Source organism: Dehalococcoidia bacterium, from assembly GCA_022451965.1.
Classification (GTDB): domain Bacteria; phylum Chloroflexota; class Dehalococcoidia; order Lucifugimonadales; family Lucifugimonadaceae; genus TMED-70.
In genome coordinates, this window is record JAKUNJ010000007.1 from 1 (window position 1) to 16968 (window position 16968).

At 32.9% G+C, this 16968-nt stretch carries 18 protein-coding genes; 16 read left to right on the top strand and 2 right to left on the bottom strand.

Going from position 1 to position 16968, the window contains the following annotated elements; genetic code table 11:
- The 16 genes from MK083_04680 to MK083_04755 form a co-directional block, all read left to right on the top strand.
- Positions 1–117 (top strand): hydroxyacid dehydrogenase (locus tag MK083_04680; GenBank protein ID MCH2673748.1); only part of this gene is annotated, 117 nt, incomplete at its 5' end.
- 4 nt (positions 118–121) lie between these two features.
- Positions 122–598 (top strand): NADH-quinone oxidoreductase subunit C, encoded by a 477-nt coding sequence (locus MK083_04685; GenBank protein ID MCH2673749.1) that lies wholly within the window; start codon positions 122–124, stop codon positions 596–598.
- Between the two features lie 3 nt (positions 599–601).
- Complete coding sequence (locus MK083_04690; GenBank protein ID MCH2673750.1) at positions 602–1714, top strand: NADH-quinone oxidoreductase subunit D; 1113 nt, start codon at positions 602–604, stop codon at positions 1712–1714.
- On the top strand, positions 1714–2913 hold the full coding sequence (gene nuoH, locus MK083_04695; GenBank protein ID MCH2673751.1) for an NADH-quinone oxidoreductase subunit NuoH: 1200 nt from the start codon (positions 1714–1716) through the stop codon (positions 2911–2913). Before MK083_04690 ends, nuoH begins: the two co-directional genes overlap by 1 nt.
- Entirely contained in the window at positions 2913–3590 is a 678-nt protein-coding gene (locus MK083_04700) for a 4Fe-4S binding protein (GenBank protein MCH2673752.1), read from the top strand. Before nuoH ends, MK083_04700 begins: the two co-directional genes overlap by 1 nt.
- Positions 3526–4227 carry an NADH-quinone oxidoreductase subunit J gene (locus MK083_04705; GenBank protein ID MCH2673753.1) on the top strand — a complete coding sequence of 234 codons (702 nt, stop codon included), beginning with the start codon at positions 3526–3528 and terminating at the stop codon, positions 4225–4227. The genes MK083_04700 and MK083_04705 overlap by 65 nt, the downstream gene beginning before the upstream one ends.
- Complete coding sequence (gene nuoK / locus MK083_04710; protein ID MCH2673754.1) at positions 4224–4571, top strand: NADH-quinone oxidoreductase subunit NuoK; 348 nt, start codon at positions 4224–4226, stop codon at positions 4569–4571. Before MK083_04705 ends, nuoK begins: the two co-directional genes overlap by 4 nt.
- A gap of 2 nt (positions 4572–4573) precedes the next feature.
- Entirely contained in the window at positions 4574–4768 is a 195-nt protein-coding gene (locus MK083_04715; GenBank protein MCH2673755.1) for a hypothetical protein, read from the top strand.
- Between the two features lie 13 nt (positions 4769–4781).
- Complete coding sequence (gene nuoL / locus MK083_04720; GenBank protein MCH2673756.1) at positions 4782–6743, top strand: NADH-quinone oxidoreductase subunit L; 1962 nt, start codon at positions 4782–4784, stop codon at positions 6741–6743.
- Between the two features lie 6 nt (positions 6744–6749).
- Positions 6750–8285 (top strand): NADH-quinone oxidoreductase subunit M, encoded by a 1536-nt coding sequence (locus MK083_04725; protein ID MCH2673757.1) that lies wholly within the window; start codon positions 6750–6752, stop codon positions 8283–8285.
- Positions 8285–9712 carry an NADH-quinone oxidoreductase subunit N gene (locus MK083_04730; protein ID MCH2673758.1) on the top strand — a complete coding sequence of 476 codons (1428 nt, stop codon included), beginning with the start codon at positions 8285–8287 and terminating at the stop codon, positions 9710–9712. The genes MK083_04725 and MK083_04730 overlap by 1 nt, the downstream gene beginning before the upstream one ends.
- Positions 9713–9724: 12 nt before the next feature.
- On the top strand, positions 9725–10561 hold the full coding sequence (locus MK083_04735; protein ID MCH2673759.1) for an NAD(+)/NADH kinase: 837 nt from the start codon (positions 9725–9727) through the stop codon (positions 10559–10561).
- A 61-nt stretch (positions 10562–10622) separates the two neighbouring features.
- A complete protein-coding gene (locus MK083_04740) occupies positions 10623–11069 on the top strand; it encodes an NUDIX hydrolase (protein ID MCH2673760.1) in 447 nt (148 codons plus the stop codon).
- A 21-nt stretch (positions 11070–11090) separates the two neighbouring features.
- Positions 11091–12773 (top strand): FAD-dependent oxidoreductase, encoded by a 1683-nt coding sequence (locus MK083_04745; GenBank protein ID MCH2673761.1) that lies wholly within the window; start codon positions 11091–11093, stop codon positions 12771–12773.
- 8 nt (positions 12774–12781) lie between these two features.
- Positions 12782–13738 (top strand): succinate dehydrogenase iron-sulfur subunit, encoded by a 957-nt coding sequence (gene sdhB / locus MK083_04750; GenBank protein ID MCH2673762.1) that lies wholly within the window; start codon positions 12782–12784, stop codon positions 13736–13738.
- A complete protein-coding gene (locus tag MK083_04755) occupies positions 13738–14613 on the top strand; it encodes a CoB--CoM heterodisulfide reductase iron-sulfur subunit B family protein (protein ID MCH2673763.1) in 876 nt (291 codons plus the stop codon). Before sdhB ends, MK083_04755 begins: the two co-directional genes overlap by 1 nt.
- Before the next feature lie 27 nt (positions 14614–14640).
- Here the strand turns inward: MK083_04755 and mdh are convergent, their stop codons facing one another.
- Entirely contained in the window at positions 14641–15573 is a 933-nt protein-coding gene (gene mdh / locus MK083_04760) for a malate dehydrogenase (protein MCH2673764.1), read from the bottom strand.
- Between the two features lie 21 nt (positions 15574–15594).
- On the bottom strand, positions 15595–16959 hold the full coding sequence (locus MK083_04765) for a hypothetical protein (GenBank protein ID MCH2673765.1): 1365 nt from the start codon (positions 16957–16959) through the stop codon (positions 15595–15597).
- Positions 16960–16968: the final 9 nt, after the last annotated feature.

The following is a 16968-nucleotide window of genomic DNA, read 5'->3' on the forward strand; positions in this document are numbered from 1 at the left end:
GATGTTTATGTGCCAGGGTGTCCTCCTCGTCCAGATGCATTGCTATTTGGAATCATGCAACTGCACGAGAAAATTAAGAAATATAGCCTTACTGGCGAAAGAGCAGGGGATGTATAATTCTATGAAAAACTGGAATGGTAATTTACTTGCAAAAGAGATTGATTCTCATTTTCCTAATAGCGTAAAAAAATCTAACAACAAAGATGTTTATATTCATCCAGAAAAAATTTATGAAGTAATGAAATTTTTGAAGGAAACATCGGGTTTCTCTTTTGATCTTTTGTCTTCGGTAACTGCTGTAGATTACTATGATCATTTTGAGGTTGTTTATCACTTAAAATCACTTATAACACTTTCAAAAGCCACTATAAAAGCAAAGATTGGTTATGGAAGGCAATCTGAACCAAAAATCCAGAGTTTATATTCTCTTTGGAAAGGAGCTGATTTTCAAGAGAGAGAAATTTATGATCTCATGGGTATCAAGTTTGAGGGCCATCCCAATATGAAAAGAATATTATTGTGGGATGGATTTCCAGGGCATCCACTAAGAAAAGATTTTGTAACCAACGATCAATCTTTAGTAGGAGATTCTAGTTAGCATATGTCAGTTAAGAGTGAACCAATAACAATAAATCTAGGTCCTCAACACCCTTCAACTCATGGAGTTTTTAGAATGAGGGTAACATTTGATGGTGAAACAATTATTGATGTTGAACCTATATTTGGTTATTTGCATAGAGGATCTGAAAAGCTGGCTGAAGAAAGAACTTACACTCAAGTTGTTACTTTGACGGATCGAATGGATTATGTCTCTTCTATGCTCAATAATCAAGGTTATATATTAGCCCTAGAGGAATTAGCAGGTATAAAACCTAAACCCAGAGGAGTTTGGCTAAGGATGATAGCTTCGGAGTTACAAAGAATTGCTAGTCATTTAGTTGCAATTGGATTCTTAATTCAAGATTTAGGGGCATGGGGAACTCCTCTTACGTATTCTATGAGGGAAAGAGAAAAAATACTTCAAATGTTCGAAATGTTGTGTGGTGCTAGAATAACAAATTCCTATTTACGTCCTGGAGGAGTATTTATGGATGCGCCATTGCAATTTTGGGATTCTCTTGATAATTTTATCGAAGATTTTCCATCAAAAGTAGATGAATTGGAAAATCTTTTGAGCTCAAATGAAATAATCTTTTCGAGAACAAAAGGTATTGCTGTGATTACTGCTGAACAAGCCTTGAATGCATCAATAACTGGCCCAATTCTTAGGTCTACTGGAGTTGACTGGGATTTGAGAAAATCAGATCCATATGATTACTATGATCAAGTTGATTTTACCGTACCTATTCATAATGCTGGAGATAATTATTCTAGATATTTGCTTCGAGTTCAAGAGATGAGGGAAAGTTTGAAAATAGTCAAACAATGTATTGAAAGAATTGAACCAGGTCCAGTCAGACCACATCATGATGAGGTTCCTAATTTGGTTAGACCACCTAAGGGAGATTGTTATACAGCAATTGAAGGATCTAAGGGTGAGTTAGGTTTTTATTTGGTATCAGATGGTTCTATTTCTCCATATAGATGGCACGTTAGATCATCATCTCTTATAAACCTAACTTTGCTGAAGGACATGCTTTTAGGAACTTTATTTGGTGATTTATTTGTTACTTTCGGGAGTATCGATATAAATATGGGAGAAGTTGATAGATAATGTATGAATTTATTTATGACATTTTGAAATATGTTTTAGACTTATTTCTAACCGACTTAAAGTATGAGAATTATATATTAACTTTACTAACTGGAATAATCATAGCCTTTGCTATTATTAATGCTGTTCTAGGAGGAGTACTTGCTTTAATTTGGGGAGAAAGAAGACTTTTGGGTAGATTTCAACAAAGAACTGGACCCAACAGATGGGGACCTCAAGGAATATTAACATCTACAGCAGATGCAGTAAAAGTTATGTTTAAGGAAGATATAATTCCTGAAGAAGCTGATAAATATATTTTTAATCTTGCGCCTCTTTTGCTTGTTGTACCGGTATTTATAATTTTTTCTGTAATTCCATTTGGAATGGGTTTATATGCTGTAAATATAAATGTGAGTGTTTTATTCATACTTGCAGTTACTTCTATAAGTGGATTGTCAATAATATGTGCTGCATGGGCCTCAGCAAATAGAATAGCAATTTTTTCAGCGCTCAGATCTGTAGCTATGTTGATTTCTTATGAGATACCTGTTGGCCTGTCATTAGTAGGAATCTTATTAATAACTGAATCAATGTCAGTCATGGATATTGTGAATTATCAATCTCTACCTTTTATATTGATTCAACCTGTTGCGGCTGTTGTTTTCTTTTTGGGGTCACTTGCTGAGATAAATAGAACACCTTTTGATTTAACAGAGGCTGAATCCGAATTAGCAGCAGGATACCAAAATGATTATTCAGGAATGAAATGGGGGCTGTTTTATCTTGGTGAGTTTGCTGCTGCTATTGCCGCAGCATCAGTTTTCTCTACTTTGTTTCTTGGAGGTCCTAATGGACCAATTCTACCTGGTATATTTTGGCTAACAATTAAGGTTGTTGGAGTTTTATTTGTAATTATCTGGATTAGAGCTACTTGGCCAAGATTTAGAATAGATCAAGTATTAAATTTAGCTTGGAAAGGACTTTTTGAATTGACATTAGTCAATATTGTTGTAACTTCAGTTACTGTTATAATATGGCCAGAAGGAGATTCTAATAGGATTTTGTACATTGCTCTTGCAAATTGGATATTTGCTTTCCCATTTCTAATCATTATCTTTAGATTATTAAGAACAAAAAATTATGTTGATTATATAAACATAAAATCATCATATCCTATTGGATCAGATAAGCCTAAATTCGAGAAAGTAGGAAGCTAATGATAGGACTAGGGCTTTTCAAAGGTTTGACAGTAACTCTAAAAAATCTTTTTTCTCCTGTATTTACCGTTCAATATCCTGACAAAAGAGCTGGTCTTTTTGCTCTTTCAAGGTACTTAAATAAACCAATCTCAAAACTGATTACAGAAAATCCCAAAGAATTCATAATGGGGCTTGTAGGAATGGCAAAAATTCCAGTCAAGAATGATCAATTTCCTCGGTTTCGAGGTAATGAATTTGTTTGGTACGATGATAGATGTACAGCTTGTGCTTCCTGTGCAAAATACTGCCCATTAGGAATTATTGAAATTGTGACTCATCCAAGCGGAGAAAATATGCAGGCAGGTGAAAACTATGCGATCGATAAATTTGACATAGATACTGGTAGGTGTATGTTTTGTGGTTTATGTGTTGAAGCTTGTCCTTATGATGCCTTGCATATGGGAACTGATTTTGAAAGAGGTAATTATCAAAGAGTCAATTTGGTTCTTGATAAAGATACTCTAACTTCTCAAAATAAAAATCCAAGTAGTTGGTTTAGACCCCAATTTGAAGAAAAAGATTACGATCCTTGGGATAAAGACTTGAGCAACCCTAAAGAAGCTGGAAGACATGAAAAACCTAGTTACCAAGATATTAAGAATAAATGGGTCACAAAAAGGAAAACGAATGGATAATTCTTTACTAAATATTTTCTTAATTTTAGTAGCTACTGTAGGAGTGATGAGTGCATTATTTGTGGTTGTTCAAACAAATGTTTTTAGAGCAGCTATAAGTTTAGCTTTGAGTTTTATTAGTGTTGCCGTTGTATACTTTGCCATTAATGCAGAATTTTTAGGAGCTGTTCAGATTTTAGTTTATGTGGGGGCAGTTTCTGTTCTAATGGCATTTTCTGTACTTCTTGTTAAAGATTTACAAACTGCGTCATCCTCAACTAAAGGTTTTAGTTTTTACACTTCTTTATTTATTTCAGGTTTAATTTTCGCAACTTTTACTTACGTAATATTAGCAACTAATTGGATAACTGTTGAAAATATAAAATCTCCCATTGTTGAACAAATTTTATTCGAAGAATATGTTGAAAACTCAAATGACAATTCTATAACTTCTGTGAGTAATACTTCATTAGAAAGTGAAATTAAGGAAGGTATATTTAATAATTCAATTTTGCCTATAGGAACTTTATTATCAACCAAATATTTTGTTTCTCTGCAATTAATAGGATTGATCATCGTAGCATGCGTTATTGGCTCCATTGCTGTTACTAAAAATACTATAGAGAATGATCAGGAAGGAAATAAAGAGACAGTATGACTTTAGACATAGTTTTAATTTTTTCTTCCGCATTATTATCTATTGGTATTTTTGGATTACTAACTCGAAAAAATATAGTAATTACTTTAATGTCTCTTGAATTAATATTTAATTCAGTAGTTTTGGCAGTTATTGGATTTACAAGATATAGTATTCATGAAGAATATATACTAAATTCACTGACTTCTGAAAATATTTTTAATATTTTGTCAGGGAATATACTTGGAATATTTATAATATCTGTTGCTGCAGGAGAAACAGCATTAGCATTGGCATTAGTTTTGGCTCTTGGTAAATTTAAGTCCACTGTGGAATTAACAGACTTATCTGAAATGAAAAATTAATTATGTGGATTGATTACAAAAAAGTAAATAATTTGACAACAGCTGAAACCTGGAAAAATCTTCTAGAGGCTGAAGGTTTACCTACAAAAATAATTCCAGAACAAGGATTGCTTGAATGGTCTGAAAAATCTAAGTTCAGAGTCCTTGTTCCTAAAGGTAGAGAACATGTTGCAGATGAAATAATAAGGAAAATTTAAGCAGGGATTTAATTTGATAGAGATACTAACATTATTAATATTATTGATACCATTTAGTGTTTTTCTATTTCAATCTTTTTTTGTTGTTTTCTTTGGTCCAGATAAAAAAGAGATCTCAGGATTTATAAATACGCTTTTTATTGGCCTTTGCTTTATTTTTTCACTTGTAATTATTTTTAATGTTGAAAATTTTTCTTCTACAATATCATTTAATTGGATAAGTATTAATGATGTGGATCTAAATTTTTCATTTATGGTAGACCCTCTAACTGCGATTATGTTAGTAGTAGTTTCTGGTGTATCGTTTTTAGTACAGATTTACTCTATAGGCTATATGCATGGAGATAAAAGCTTTTCACGTTATTTTTCCTATATGGCATTATTCACAGGCTCAATGCTTGGATTGGTTATGTCAAGAAATATTTTACAGCTGTTTATTTTCTGGGAATTAGTGGGTGTTTCATCTTACTTACTTGTAGGATTTTGGCATCAAAGAAATTCAGCAGCAGCAGCAGCTAAGAAAGCTTTTATAATGACAAGATTGGGAGATTTTGGGTTCTTATTCTCTATAATTTATTTGTTTAATATAAACCCTGATCTATTAGAAATTCCAAATTTGTATATAGCTATAGTCTCAGATCAAATTTCTACAAATTCTGCAACAATTATGTCTTTAGGTTTCTTAATTGGAGCAATAGGTAAATCTGCTCAATTTCCTTTACATAATTGGTTGCCAGATGCAATGGAGGGACCAACTTCCGTTTCTGCTCTTATTCATTCAGCTACTATGGTTACCGCAGGAGTTTTTCTAATATCAAGACTATTTCCTTTATTTCAACAGTCAGATATTATGACACTCGTTTCAATAATTGGAGCTATTACATCATTTATTGCTGCTACTATGGCACTAACTACTACTGATATTAAGAGAGTTTTAGCATATTCCACAATTTCTCAGCTCGGATATATGTTTATGGCCCTTGGATTGGGAGGATATACAGCCGCTATTTTCCATTTATTTACTCATGCTTTTTTTAAAGCAGGTTTATTCTTGAGTGCAGGGTCTGTTCATCATGCAGCAGGTACATTTAATATGAAATATATGGGAGGACTTAAGTCAAAAATGAAATTCACCTATTATTCAATGACAATTTGTGCATTGTCTCTATCTGGTTTATTTCCTTTATCGGGATTTTGGTCTAAGGATGAAATTGTTCTTTCTGCTTATTTAAGCGGTGGATATATTGGCTACATTTGTATGATTACAGGCTTGATCGTTGCATTTCTAACAGCTTTTTACATGTTTAGAGCAATCTCTCTTACTTTTCTTGGAGAATTTAGAGGTGGTGGTGATAAAGAATCAGAGGACCTTAAAGCAAATAATATACCTATACCAGAAACAGTTGAACATGTTCACCTTGAAGAATCTCCAAAATATATGATATATCCTATAATTGTATTATCTTTTTTTGCAATAATTATTGGTTATTTAATAAATCCAGTATTTTCTAATCTTATATTTATTGATAAGCATCTATTTGGGGTATTTTTAGAACAAAGCTTGTACCAATTTGATTATCATGGTGCTCATAAATTTAATTTTTCTATAGCCTTAGTCTCCACTTTTATATCAATAACTGGTATTTTATTTGGTATTAACATTTATAGAAAAAAAATAGAAATTGAAAAAAGTTCTATGATAGTCAGCATTAATAATTTCTTGGATAAAAAATATTATATGGATGTTCTTTATGAAAAAATATTTATAAAAAATGTTTTTTATGAAATAATCTGCTCTGGTTCTGAGTGGATAGATAAAAATATATTTGATGGTATAAATATTGGATTATCAAAGCTTGCTGGTCGATTGAGCTTTAACTCTCTTAAGCTTCAAGATGGTCAAATACATTCTTATAGTCTTGTAATGGTTCTCACCGGTGTTATTGCTGTATTTATTTTAGTGATTTTAGGATGATGTTATATGTTTAATTTTTTTCTTACAATAACTGTTTTTCTACCTGCTACAACAGCTTTACTTTTACTTTTACTGAGGACTAGGAAACAAGTAGTTCAAATTTCTATATTTTCTTCTATAATAACTTTCCTTTTATCTCTTCTATTATTTGTCTTCTACGATAGAGAAAAAGGAGGTATTCAGTTCATTGATCATCTTAATTGGATCGATTCTCTAAATATTAAGTCTTCATATTTATTAGGACTAGATGGATTATCTGCCCCCTTAGTTTTATTAACAGGTTTACTGGGTATGGTTGCCTGTATGTCGTCATGGAGAATACAGAAAAGATATAAGGAATATTTTATTTGGTTATTGATCTTGGAAACTAGTGTTTTGGGAGTATTTACCTCTTTGGATCTCTTACTTTTCTTTATATTTTTTGAATTTGAGTTAATACCAATGTATATGTTGATTGGAATTTGGGGATCGGGTAGAAAAGAATATTCTGCAATCAAGTTTGTAATTTTTACACTTGCAGGAGGTGCATTTATGCTTATCGCTATATTAGCTTTATTCACGAGTGAAGCAGTAAGCACATTAGCTATGGTATCAATACCCGAACTTGGTATTAAAGGGATTCCTGATTTAATTGCAGGCAAAGATCTGATTATTCCGTCGTCTTTTATTTTTGCATTTTTTTTCATAGCATTTGCTGTAAAACTCCCTTTGTGGCCATTACATAATTGGTTACCCGATGCTCATACAGACGCTCCTACTGCAGTCTCAATAATGCTTGCTGGAGTTCTACTTAAAATGGCAGGATATGGGCTTTTCAGAATTAATTTAGGTTTCTTTCAGGACACCCAAGGTTTTACAATATTTGATGTAGCTGAATTTTTAGCAATATTAGGAACAATTTCAATAATTTATGGAGCTATAGTTACCATAAGACAAACTGACCTAAAAAGATTAATTGCTTACTCCTCTATAAGTCATATGGGATTTGTTTTATTAGGTTTCTCTGCAATAAGTAATACAAAAGAATATTCTTTATATTCTCTTAACGGTTCAGCTATGCAAATGTTTACCCATGGAACAATTACAGGATTATCCTTCTTAGCGGTAGGTCTCATTTATGACAGAACTCATACAAGAGATATAAATAAACTTGGTGCACTGTCTAACAAAATGCCATTAATTTCTTTATTTTTTGTTATTTCAGGCTTAGCTTCTTTGGGACTTCCAGGATTTTCTGGGTTCGTATCAGAAATTATGATTTTCTTGGGAAGCTATAGCATATTTCCAGCTTATACAATAATATCTGCATTTGGTGTAGTATTGGCTGCAGGTTATATTCTTTGGATGGTTCAGAGATCAATGTTTGGTACTAATAAGCTAGAAAATAATGATAACACCTATAAATATAATGAATTAACAGATGCTAGCTTTTTTGATATTTTGCCTGCATTTTTGATAACAATACCAATCATAATAATTGGATTATTACCAAATATATTTATAACTTTTTTTGATATGGGAATTAAGGAGATTATAAAATAATGCAATTTGAAGAACTAACATATTTGCTATCTCCCATAGTTTTGATACTAACAGCTTTATTTGTATTGATAATTGATTTTTTTGTTAAAAGAAAAGTTATATTAATGCTTTACGCTCTGTTTGGAATGTTTATATCAGCTTCTATTCTAATAATTCAATTTTTTAATTTTGAAACAAGTAAATCTATTTTCTTTGATACTCTAGTTTTTGATAAATTATATATTTTTATGGCTCTTATTATAATTTTGTTATCTTTCGTTATACTAACAGCGTTTTACGACTACATAATTAATCAAGTAACTTTTAGGTCTGAATTTATTTCATTATTACTATTATCTTTAGTAGGTTCTTTGTTTGTAATAATGTCAATTGATTTTATTACTTTGTATTTATCTCTTGAATTAGCCTCACTTCCAATAATTTCATTAGTTGCTTTTGGTAGAGGAAAATTTAGTTTAGAGGCTGCGTTTAAGTATTTGATCTTAGCTTCATTATCGACTGGAATATTTCTAATTGGGGTTGCATATCTTTATGGAGTTACTGGGTCAATAGATATCCAAAACATGAATATTTCTTCTCTAAATCCAGCAATAATTTTGGGTCTTGTTTTCTTATTTATGGGTATAGCATTTAAGTTGTCAATTGCACCTTGGCATATGTGGACCCCTGATACATATCAAGGATCGCCAATGCCCATAGTTACTTATCTATCAACAGTATCAAAAGTAGCTGGTTTTGTTTTGATTATCAGAATATTTATTGAGATATTATCTATAAATTTCGATTCAAATAACTTCATAATATTCTTGTCAATAGTTTCATTTTTGTCAATGACAGTGGGAAATTTTGGAGCTATTTTGCAGAGTGATCTTAAAAGATTATTTGCTTATTCAACGATTGCTCATGCTGGATATATGTTAGTAGGTATAATTGCATTAATTTCAACTTCTTCTGCCGGTTCAACTACTCTTTTTTATGTTATTGGGTATGCATTAACCAACTTAACTGTATTTTTTTGTTTGCAATATGTTATAAATGTTACTCATAGTTCTTCAATAAATTCACTTAGGGGATTATTTAGTGTTTATCCCTTAGTCTCAATATTATTAACTATTTCTATTCTAAGTCTTTTGGGTATACCTGCTACTGTTGGATTTATGGGTAAGGTATTAGTTTTTAGTTCAGCTGTAGATAATGGATTAGCTTGGTTAGCTGTAGTTGGTGTTATAAACTCTTTTATTTCTGCATATTATTATTTAGCTATGTTGAGAAACATTTATATTTCTACTGAAAAATTCGAACAAAAGTCTAATAGCAACAATAACTATATTTTAGTAGCATCATTATCATCATCGTTAGTTTTGATATTGGGGGTTTTCCCTGATTTGTTATTATCTATATTAGATAATGTTGTTTCATCCATCTAAAAGAGGTAATTAGTGAAATATAAAAGTATTTGTTCAGTAATAAATCCCGAATCAAGTCAAGCTGTGATTCTAAGTAAAGAGATTGAATCAAAATTTTCAGATTTGTCATGGCAAAAAGTTCAGGATTTTAATTTTGAAAATATTACAAAAATAGACTTAGTAATTGCTATAGGTGGAGACGGGACAATATTACGTGCTGTTTCATTAGCAGTAAAATTTGATGTACCTGTATTAGGCATAAATATGGGTACTGTTGGTTTTATGACTGATATTGAAGGTGATAAAGCTATTGGAGAAATATCTGATTACTTGAGTGGTGTCAGAATAGAAGAAAGATCTATGCTTGAAATTGAATTTGTTAATTCAAATAAAAAATACTCCTACACAGCTTTGAATGACATAGTTATTGCTAGAGGTTCTTCAATTTCAATGATAGAAACTATTACAGAAATTGATAATATTCATCTTGCAACCTATAGAGGAGATGGATTAGTAATTTCCACTGCAACAGGATCTACAGGTTATGCTTTATCAATTGGTGGGCCTGTGCTAGATCCCAAATCAAATGACTATTTCATAAAGCCTATAGCAACTCATATGAGTCAGTTTGGTGGTGCAGTAGTTAATTCTGAATCAATTTGTAAAATAACTGTTTCAACTAGAAATGATGCTCAAATAAGTATTGATGGTTTCATAGAGCACAAAGTAGAAAATAATGACTATTTCACGATCAAGATATCTGACACTAAAGCAAAATTTTTAAGAAAAAATCCTTCAAGTTACTATTGGGGTTCAATAACTGAAAAACTTGGAATAAGAAAAGGCAACTATATTTCAAAGAATACATAACATGGAATCTAAATTAGTTTATAATGCGGACTCTCTAAAAATAAGAAGAGATACTTACGAGATGTCTAATAAATCAATCATAAACAAAGATTTTGTTGATCATCCTGGATCTGTGTTGATAATAGGTATTAGGGAGAAAAAAATTCTTTTTGTAAAGCAATGGAGGCAACCTGTAAAAGAGTTCACAATAGAACTTCCATGTGGAACTCTTGAAACAGATGAGAGTCCACTAATGGGTGCTGACAGAGAATTCAGAGAAGAAACTGGTTTTGCAGCTAAGAAATATATATCTCTAGGTAAATTTTATGCAGCCCCTGGTTACAGTAGCGAAATGACGGAATATTTTTTAGCACAAAAGATTTACGAATCCTCGCTTAGTCCAGATGAAGATGAAGAGATTTATTTAGAAGAATATACTCTTGAAGAAGCTATGAATTTAATTAAAAATAATAAAATTATAGATCAAGGCACAATATCGGCTCTAAATATCTATAAATCAATAATATAATTTTATTAAGGAGAGTTTTATATGTATGATCATGATGTATTAATAGTTGGTGCAGGATTAGCAGGTCTACGCTGTGCAGTTGAAGCACAAAGGTTAGGTCTTGATGTTGCAGTAATAACAAAAGTTCACCCTGTAAGAAGTCATTCTAATGCTGCCCAGGGAGGTATTAATGCACCTCTTACAGATCGAGGAGATGATTGGAAAGGTCATGCTTTGGATACAATTAAAGGTAGTGACTATTTGGCCGATCAAGATGCTGTTGAAATTATGAGTCAAGAAGCAGGTGATGCTGTGCTTGAACTAGAAAGAATGGGTGTTATTTTTTCTAGAGGAGATGATGGTAAATTAGGAACAAGAAGGTTTGGAGGTCAAAAAGTTGCAAGAACATTTTTTGTTGGAGCTATTACTGGATCTGCGTTACTTCACGTTTTATACGAGCAATCACTGAAGATGGGATTAACTGTATATGAAGAATGGTTTGTAACTTCTCTAATTAAGCATGAAGGTGCAGTTAAGGGTGTAGTCGCTCTTGACTTAAAAACTGGTGAAATTGAAGCTATAACCGCTAAATCAGTGGTAATTGCAGCAGGTGGTGCTGGTAGAGTATTTGAACCATCAACTAATGCACTGATTTGTACAGGTGATGGTTTATCTTTGGCTTGGAATAATGGTGCTGGTCTTATGGATATGGAAATGATTCAATATCATCCTACAACCCTAGCCAGAACAGGAATCCTACTATCAGAAGCAGCGAGGGGAGAAGGAGCTTATCTTCTTAATGCTGAAGGAGATAGATTTATGGAAAAATATGCTCCTGATTACATGGAGTTAGCTTCCAGAGATGTTGTATCAAGAGCTGAACAAACAGAAATTAATGAAGGTAGAGGTATTGATGGTAATGTTCTTCTTGATCTAAGACATCTAGGCAAAGAATTTATTGAGACTAGGTTAGGTTATCTTCAAGAGGTTTCAGTTGAATTTTTAGGTATAGATATGTCTGAAAAACCTGTCCCTATAAGGCCTGGTATGCACTACATAATGGGTGGTATTAAAACAGATGTCGATGGAGAAACTGGCGTCCCTGGATTATATGCAGCAGGTGAATGTGCAAATGTAAGTGTTCATGGAGCTAATAGGTTAGGTGCCAATTCATTACTAGACACAGTTGTTTTCGGTAGAAGGTCTGCTGTTAAGGCATCTGATTATGTTAGAACAGTTTCAAATGAAGATATTCCCACTAAGGAATTTGTTGATAAGGACCTTAAAAGAATAAAAAGTATAATTGAGTCAGATGGTAAGCTCAGAGTTTCAGAAGTAAGAAATGAAATGGCTGAAGCAATGACCAAAGGAATTGGAGTATTCAGAGACCAAAAGTCTATGGAGTACGCTAAATCTGTTGTCGATAAAACAAAAATAAAGTATAGAGACTCTATCAAAATTGATAACAAAGGTAAGGTCTATAATACTGATTTACTTTTTGCTCTTGAGCTTGGAAATATGATTGATTGTGCTGAATCTATTGTCCATGGTGCACTGACTAGAAAAGAGAGTAGAGGAGCTCATTTTAGAACTGACTTGACTGAAAGAAATGATAAAGATTGGTTGAAACATACATTGGTGCTAAAAGATCTGGAAGGTGAGATTACTGTGAAAACTCCGGATGTATCTATCACACAATGGCAACCAGTAGAAAGAGTTTACTAGGAGTTCTTATGAAAGTAAATTTAAGTGTTAAAAGATATGATCCTGAAAAAACAAAAGATAATAATTGGCTTGAAGATTATCAAATGGATATCCACCAATCGTCTACTGTATTAGATGCCTTGATTCATGTCAGAGAAGAAATTGATGGAACATTAGGCTTAAGATGTGCTTGTAGAGCCTCTATTTGTGGTTCATGTGGAATGAAAGTAAACGGTCAAGCAAAATTAGTTTGTAAAACTAGAGTAGAAGAATTATCTCCCAATGGAGAAACTCTATTAATTGAGCCAATGGGAAACCAACCAGTTATTAAAGATTTGATAGTAGATATAAGTTCTTTTTTTGCAAAAATGGAGCAAGTTAGTCCATTTCTTCAACCCGATAAGCTTCCTGAAAAAGGAGAATTTATTGCATCAAATGATTCTATGGAAAAACTCTTGACTGAAATGAATTGTATTATGTGCGGATTATGTGTTTCTGATTGTACTGTATTGGAAGTAGATAACTCATTTATAGGTCCCGCTGCATTAGCTAAAGCGTCAAGATTTGTATATGATCCAAGAGACGATAAAACCTCTGAAAGACTTAACTATTTAAACGATGAGAGCGGAGGTATATGGGATTGTACAAGATGTATGCAGTGTGTTGAGGTTTGTCCAAAGGGAGTAAATCCAATGGATAGAATAATGGATCTAAGGGAATCTGCAATAGAAATTGGTGCTAAAAAAACTCATGGTTATCATCATACAAATTCTTTTGAAAAATCAGTTACAGCTCATGGTAGATTAGATGAAAGTAGATTAGCATTAGAATCAGCTGGAATATTCAATATATTTAGATTGCTAGATTTAGTTCCAGTAGGCCTTAGAGCACTTATCAGAGGTAAATTGCCACCATTATTTCCCCATAAGGCAAAAGATAATAAAAAGATTAAGGAATTGGCCAAAGCTATTAAGGAGAAAGAGTAATGAAATTTGCATTTTATCCAGGATGTGTAGCTAGAGGAGGTACTCCTGAGTTGCTTTCTTCATCTATGGCTGTGTTAGATAAACTTGGTATCGAATTAGAAGAACTAACAAAAGCGGGTTGTACAGGTGCTGGAGTTCTTCAAGAAAAGAACCCTTTATTAGGTGATTCAATTAATGTCAGAACCCTTGCGATGGCTGAGCAGTTAGGATTAAATATTATGACTTTATGCTCAACTTGTCAGGGTGTACTTAGTCAAGCTAATCTTAAGGTGAAAAAAGATAAGGAATATTTAGACGAAATAAATGATTTGATAAAAGATGAAGGTTATGAATATAAAGGAACAACAGAGGTAAAACATCTTTTATGGATATTGGTAGAAGATTATGGTTTAGATAAACTTGAATCTCATTTTACAACAAAACTATCTGATCTAAAATTTGCTCCATTTTATGGATGTTACATGGTTAGACCATCTGAAGCACTAGGATTTAATGAAAGACCAGAAAGAAAAATGTATCTTGAACAGGTTATTGAATCTTGTGGGGCTGAGGCTATTGATTTTCCAGGCAAATTTTCATGTTGCGGATTTCCAATACTCTTTATCAATCAAAAGAACTCACTAAAAATGGTTTCCAATAATACAGGTTCAGCAAAAGATCTTGGTGCAGATGCTATGGTGACTCCATGTCCACTTTGTCACTTAAACTTGGATGGATATCAAGGTAAAGCCAGAAATAACAATAGAGGTGATAAAGCTGATTTACCAATAATTCACATGCCTCAAATGATAGCTCTTGCTATGGGAATTGAGAAAAAAGATATAGGCCTTGCAAGACATATAGTTTCAGCTAAAGAAGTTCTAAATAAAGTTTAAAATTTACCTTCATTAGAAGTTTGTATATCACTTATTTTTTTTCATAATATCTAACAGTTCAATAACAGAGTCAACTGATTTTGAAAGAGCTGAATGTTCATCTTTATTCAGGTCAACCTCAATTACTTCTTCAATTCCATTTGCTCCAAGCTTTACTGGAACACCTGCATAAACATCATTAAATCCATATTCTCCACTTAATAATGCTGCACATGGTAATATCTGCTGTTTATCTAATAAGATTGCTTCAACCATTTGAACAATTGATGCGGATGGTGCGTAGAATGCAGATCCTGTTTTCAGCAGAGCAACAATTTCAGCACCACCATCTCTCGTTCTTTGAACTATTGATGCTAATTTATTTTTTTCAATCATATTCTCAACAGGAACACCACCTACGTTTGTTGCTCCTATAACAGGAACCATAGTATCTCCATGTCCCCCAAGAACATATGCGTTGACACTTTCAACAGAAACATTGAGTTCTTCAGCAATGAAAGTACTAAATCTAGCAGTATCTAAGATACCGGCCATTCCAATAACTCTTTTAGAGTCAAATCCACTTATATTGTAAGCATGTTGAACCATCGCATCTAATGGGTTAGAAACTACAATAATTATAGAATTTGGAGATTGTTTTACTACTTCTTCTGTAACACTACCCACAATTTTCATATTAGTAAGTAGAAGATCATCTCTACTCATTCCAGGTTTTCTTGCTATTCCAGCAGTAATAACAACTACATCTGAGTTAGCAGTTTCTTCATATCCATTTGAACCAATTATTTTACTGTCAGTTCCCAAAACAGGGCCTGATTCCAATATATCCAATGCTTTACCTTGTGGCATGTCCTCAACTACATCCACCAATACTACATCAGCATATTTTTTTTCAAAAATTCTTTGTGCTGTTGTTGCCCCTACGTTTCCTGCTCCTATAACTGATACTTTAAATTTCATCATTTACCTCCAATTATTTTTTTATTTACCCCAAGGAGTAATCGCTTTTTTTAATGATTCATATCCCTGTATGAATCCAGGTCGATCTCCACTATAAACTTCATCAAATTTTTCTAATGCACTATCTAGCCATGAATGTAGTTCCTTATTATCAGGATTAGCATCAATATATGCATCTCTAATAAGCACAAAATGTATTCTGGGATCATATGGTTGTTTAGTTCCTCCCACCCATTCATCACCATCTAATAATCTTAATAACATTGCATCTGCTGAACCTAGTGTTTGCTCATGAATAGGAGGTCCTGACATTCTATGCATAACTGAAGTCATATCTCTACCATTACCTGTGGTATAACCCATATCTGACCAAATATTCCTCATATCAACATCTTGCCCTAAATGTTTTGCAACTTTCCCCCCAAATGCTCTTAGGGGATCTGAAATATCAGCTAGCAGATCAGTTAATCTGTCTCCGTCTAAATCTGTAGAAAGGACTATAGTTTCTTGTTGTTCGATAATATCCCATACTAGAAGACCATAATTTGTATCAGATATATGTTGCTCTATTCTTCCTGACCAATTTTCCATTCCATCTTTGAAATCTGGAGGTAAAATTTTTATTATTTTATCGATTCTTTCTTTATGTTCCTCATAGGGATCTACTGCATATTTTCTTCCAACTTCAAATTTGGTTCCTTTTAAAAGCCAAGAATGAAGTCCAGCATTAATTCCATCCTCCATTGCTTGAGTAGGTTTAGTTGCGACTCTACCAATTGAGCCAGAATCGTTAACTAATTTTAAGAATAATCTGTTAGCATATGCCATTTGAACTGCTGGAGTATTCATTTCAGAATGAACTATTCCTTCATCGTTAACTCCAAATTTCTCTTTATCTTGGGAGTAAGGAAGGCATGGCATTGATCTTACCACAGTTATCGGCCCATATGGTCTGACATTACAATATACACCAGCCTGAGTTCTTAATGGAGCATTCCCAGACTTACCCATAACAACAACTTTCTTGCCTCCTCCATCATTTACATATGCATCACCTGCTGTCGACCACTTGATAGAAGTACAAGGCATATTCCCAAACCAAGCAAGAGCTTCAAGTTTAGTATCATGTCTGTATTGAGACCACATTGGGACACCATAATAAGGTAGTCCAAGGATATCGATAGCAGCGATTGTTCCTAAAAGTGCATATGCATCAGTTAATGAATGAGCTACAGGATTAATTTTTCCATCATGGTTACCACCTTGCCAAACTACAGCGTCTGGATATCCCTCAGGCTTTATATCAGCTTTTTCAAAAATATTTGATAACTCATTAAATAAATTACCATTGGCCTCAGTTTTAGCTATATTCAATAAGTCGATCATTTTTTTCTC

Coding starts and splice junctions, on each gene's coding strand:
- MK083_04715 (MCH2673755.1), top strand. CDS start 4,574: ATGTGGATTGATTACAAAAAAGTAAATAATTTGACAACAGCTGAAACC.
- MK083_04745 (MCH2673761.1), top strand. CDS start 11,091: ATGTATGATCATGATGTATTAATAGTTGGTGCAGGATTAGCAGGTCTA.
- MK083_04725 (MCH2673757.1), top strand. CDS start 6,750: ATGTTTAATTTTTTTCTTACAATAACTGTTTTTCTACCTGCTACAACA.
- MK083_04685 (MCH2673749.1), top strand. CDS start 122: ATGAAAAACTGGAATGGTAATTTACTTGCAAAAGAGATTGATTCTCAT.
- MK083_04700 (MCH2673752.1), top strand. CDS start 2,913: ATGATAGGACTAGGGCTTTTCAAAGGTTTGACAGTAACTCTAAAAAAT.
- mdh (MCH2673764.1), bottom strand. CDS start 15,573: ATGAAATTTAAAGTATCAGTTATAGGAGCAGGAAACGTAGGGGCAACA.
- MK083_04705 (MCH2673753.1), top strand. CDS start 3,526: ATGAAAAACCTAGTTACCAAGATATTAAGAATAAATGGGTCACAAAAA.
- MK083_04755 (MCH2673763.1), top strand. CDS start 13,738: ATGAAATTTGCATTTTATCCAGGATGTGTAGCTAGAGGAGGTACTCCT.
- MK083_04690 (MCH2673750.1), top strand. CDS start 602: ATGTCAGTTAAGAGTGAACCAATAACAATAAATCTAGGTCCTCAACAC.
- nuoK (MCH2673754.1), top strand. CDS start 4,224: ATGACTTTAGACATAGTTTTAATTTTTTCTTCCGCATTATTATCTATT.
- MK083_04730 (MCH2673758.1), top strand. CDS start 8,285: ATGCAATTTGAAGAACTAACATATTTGCTATCTCCCATAGTTTTGATA.
- MK083_04740 (MCH2673760.1), top strand. CDS start 10,623: ATGTCTAATAAATCAATCATAAACAAAGATTTTGTTGATCATCCTGGA.
- nuoH (MCH2673751.1), top strand. CDS start 1,714: ATGTATGAATTTATTTATGACATTTTGAAATATGTTTTAGACTTATTT.
- MK083_04765 (MCH2673765.1), bottom strand. CDS start 16,959: ATGATCGACTTATTGAATATAGCTAAAACTGAGGCCAATGGTAATTTA.
- sdhB (MCH2673762.1), top strand. CDS start 12,782: ATGAAAGTAAATTTAAGTGTTAAAAGATATGATCCTGAAAAAACAAAA.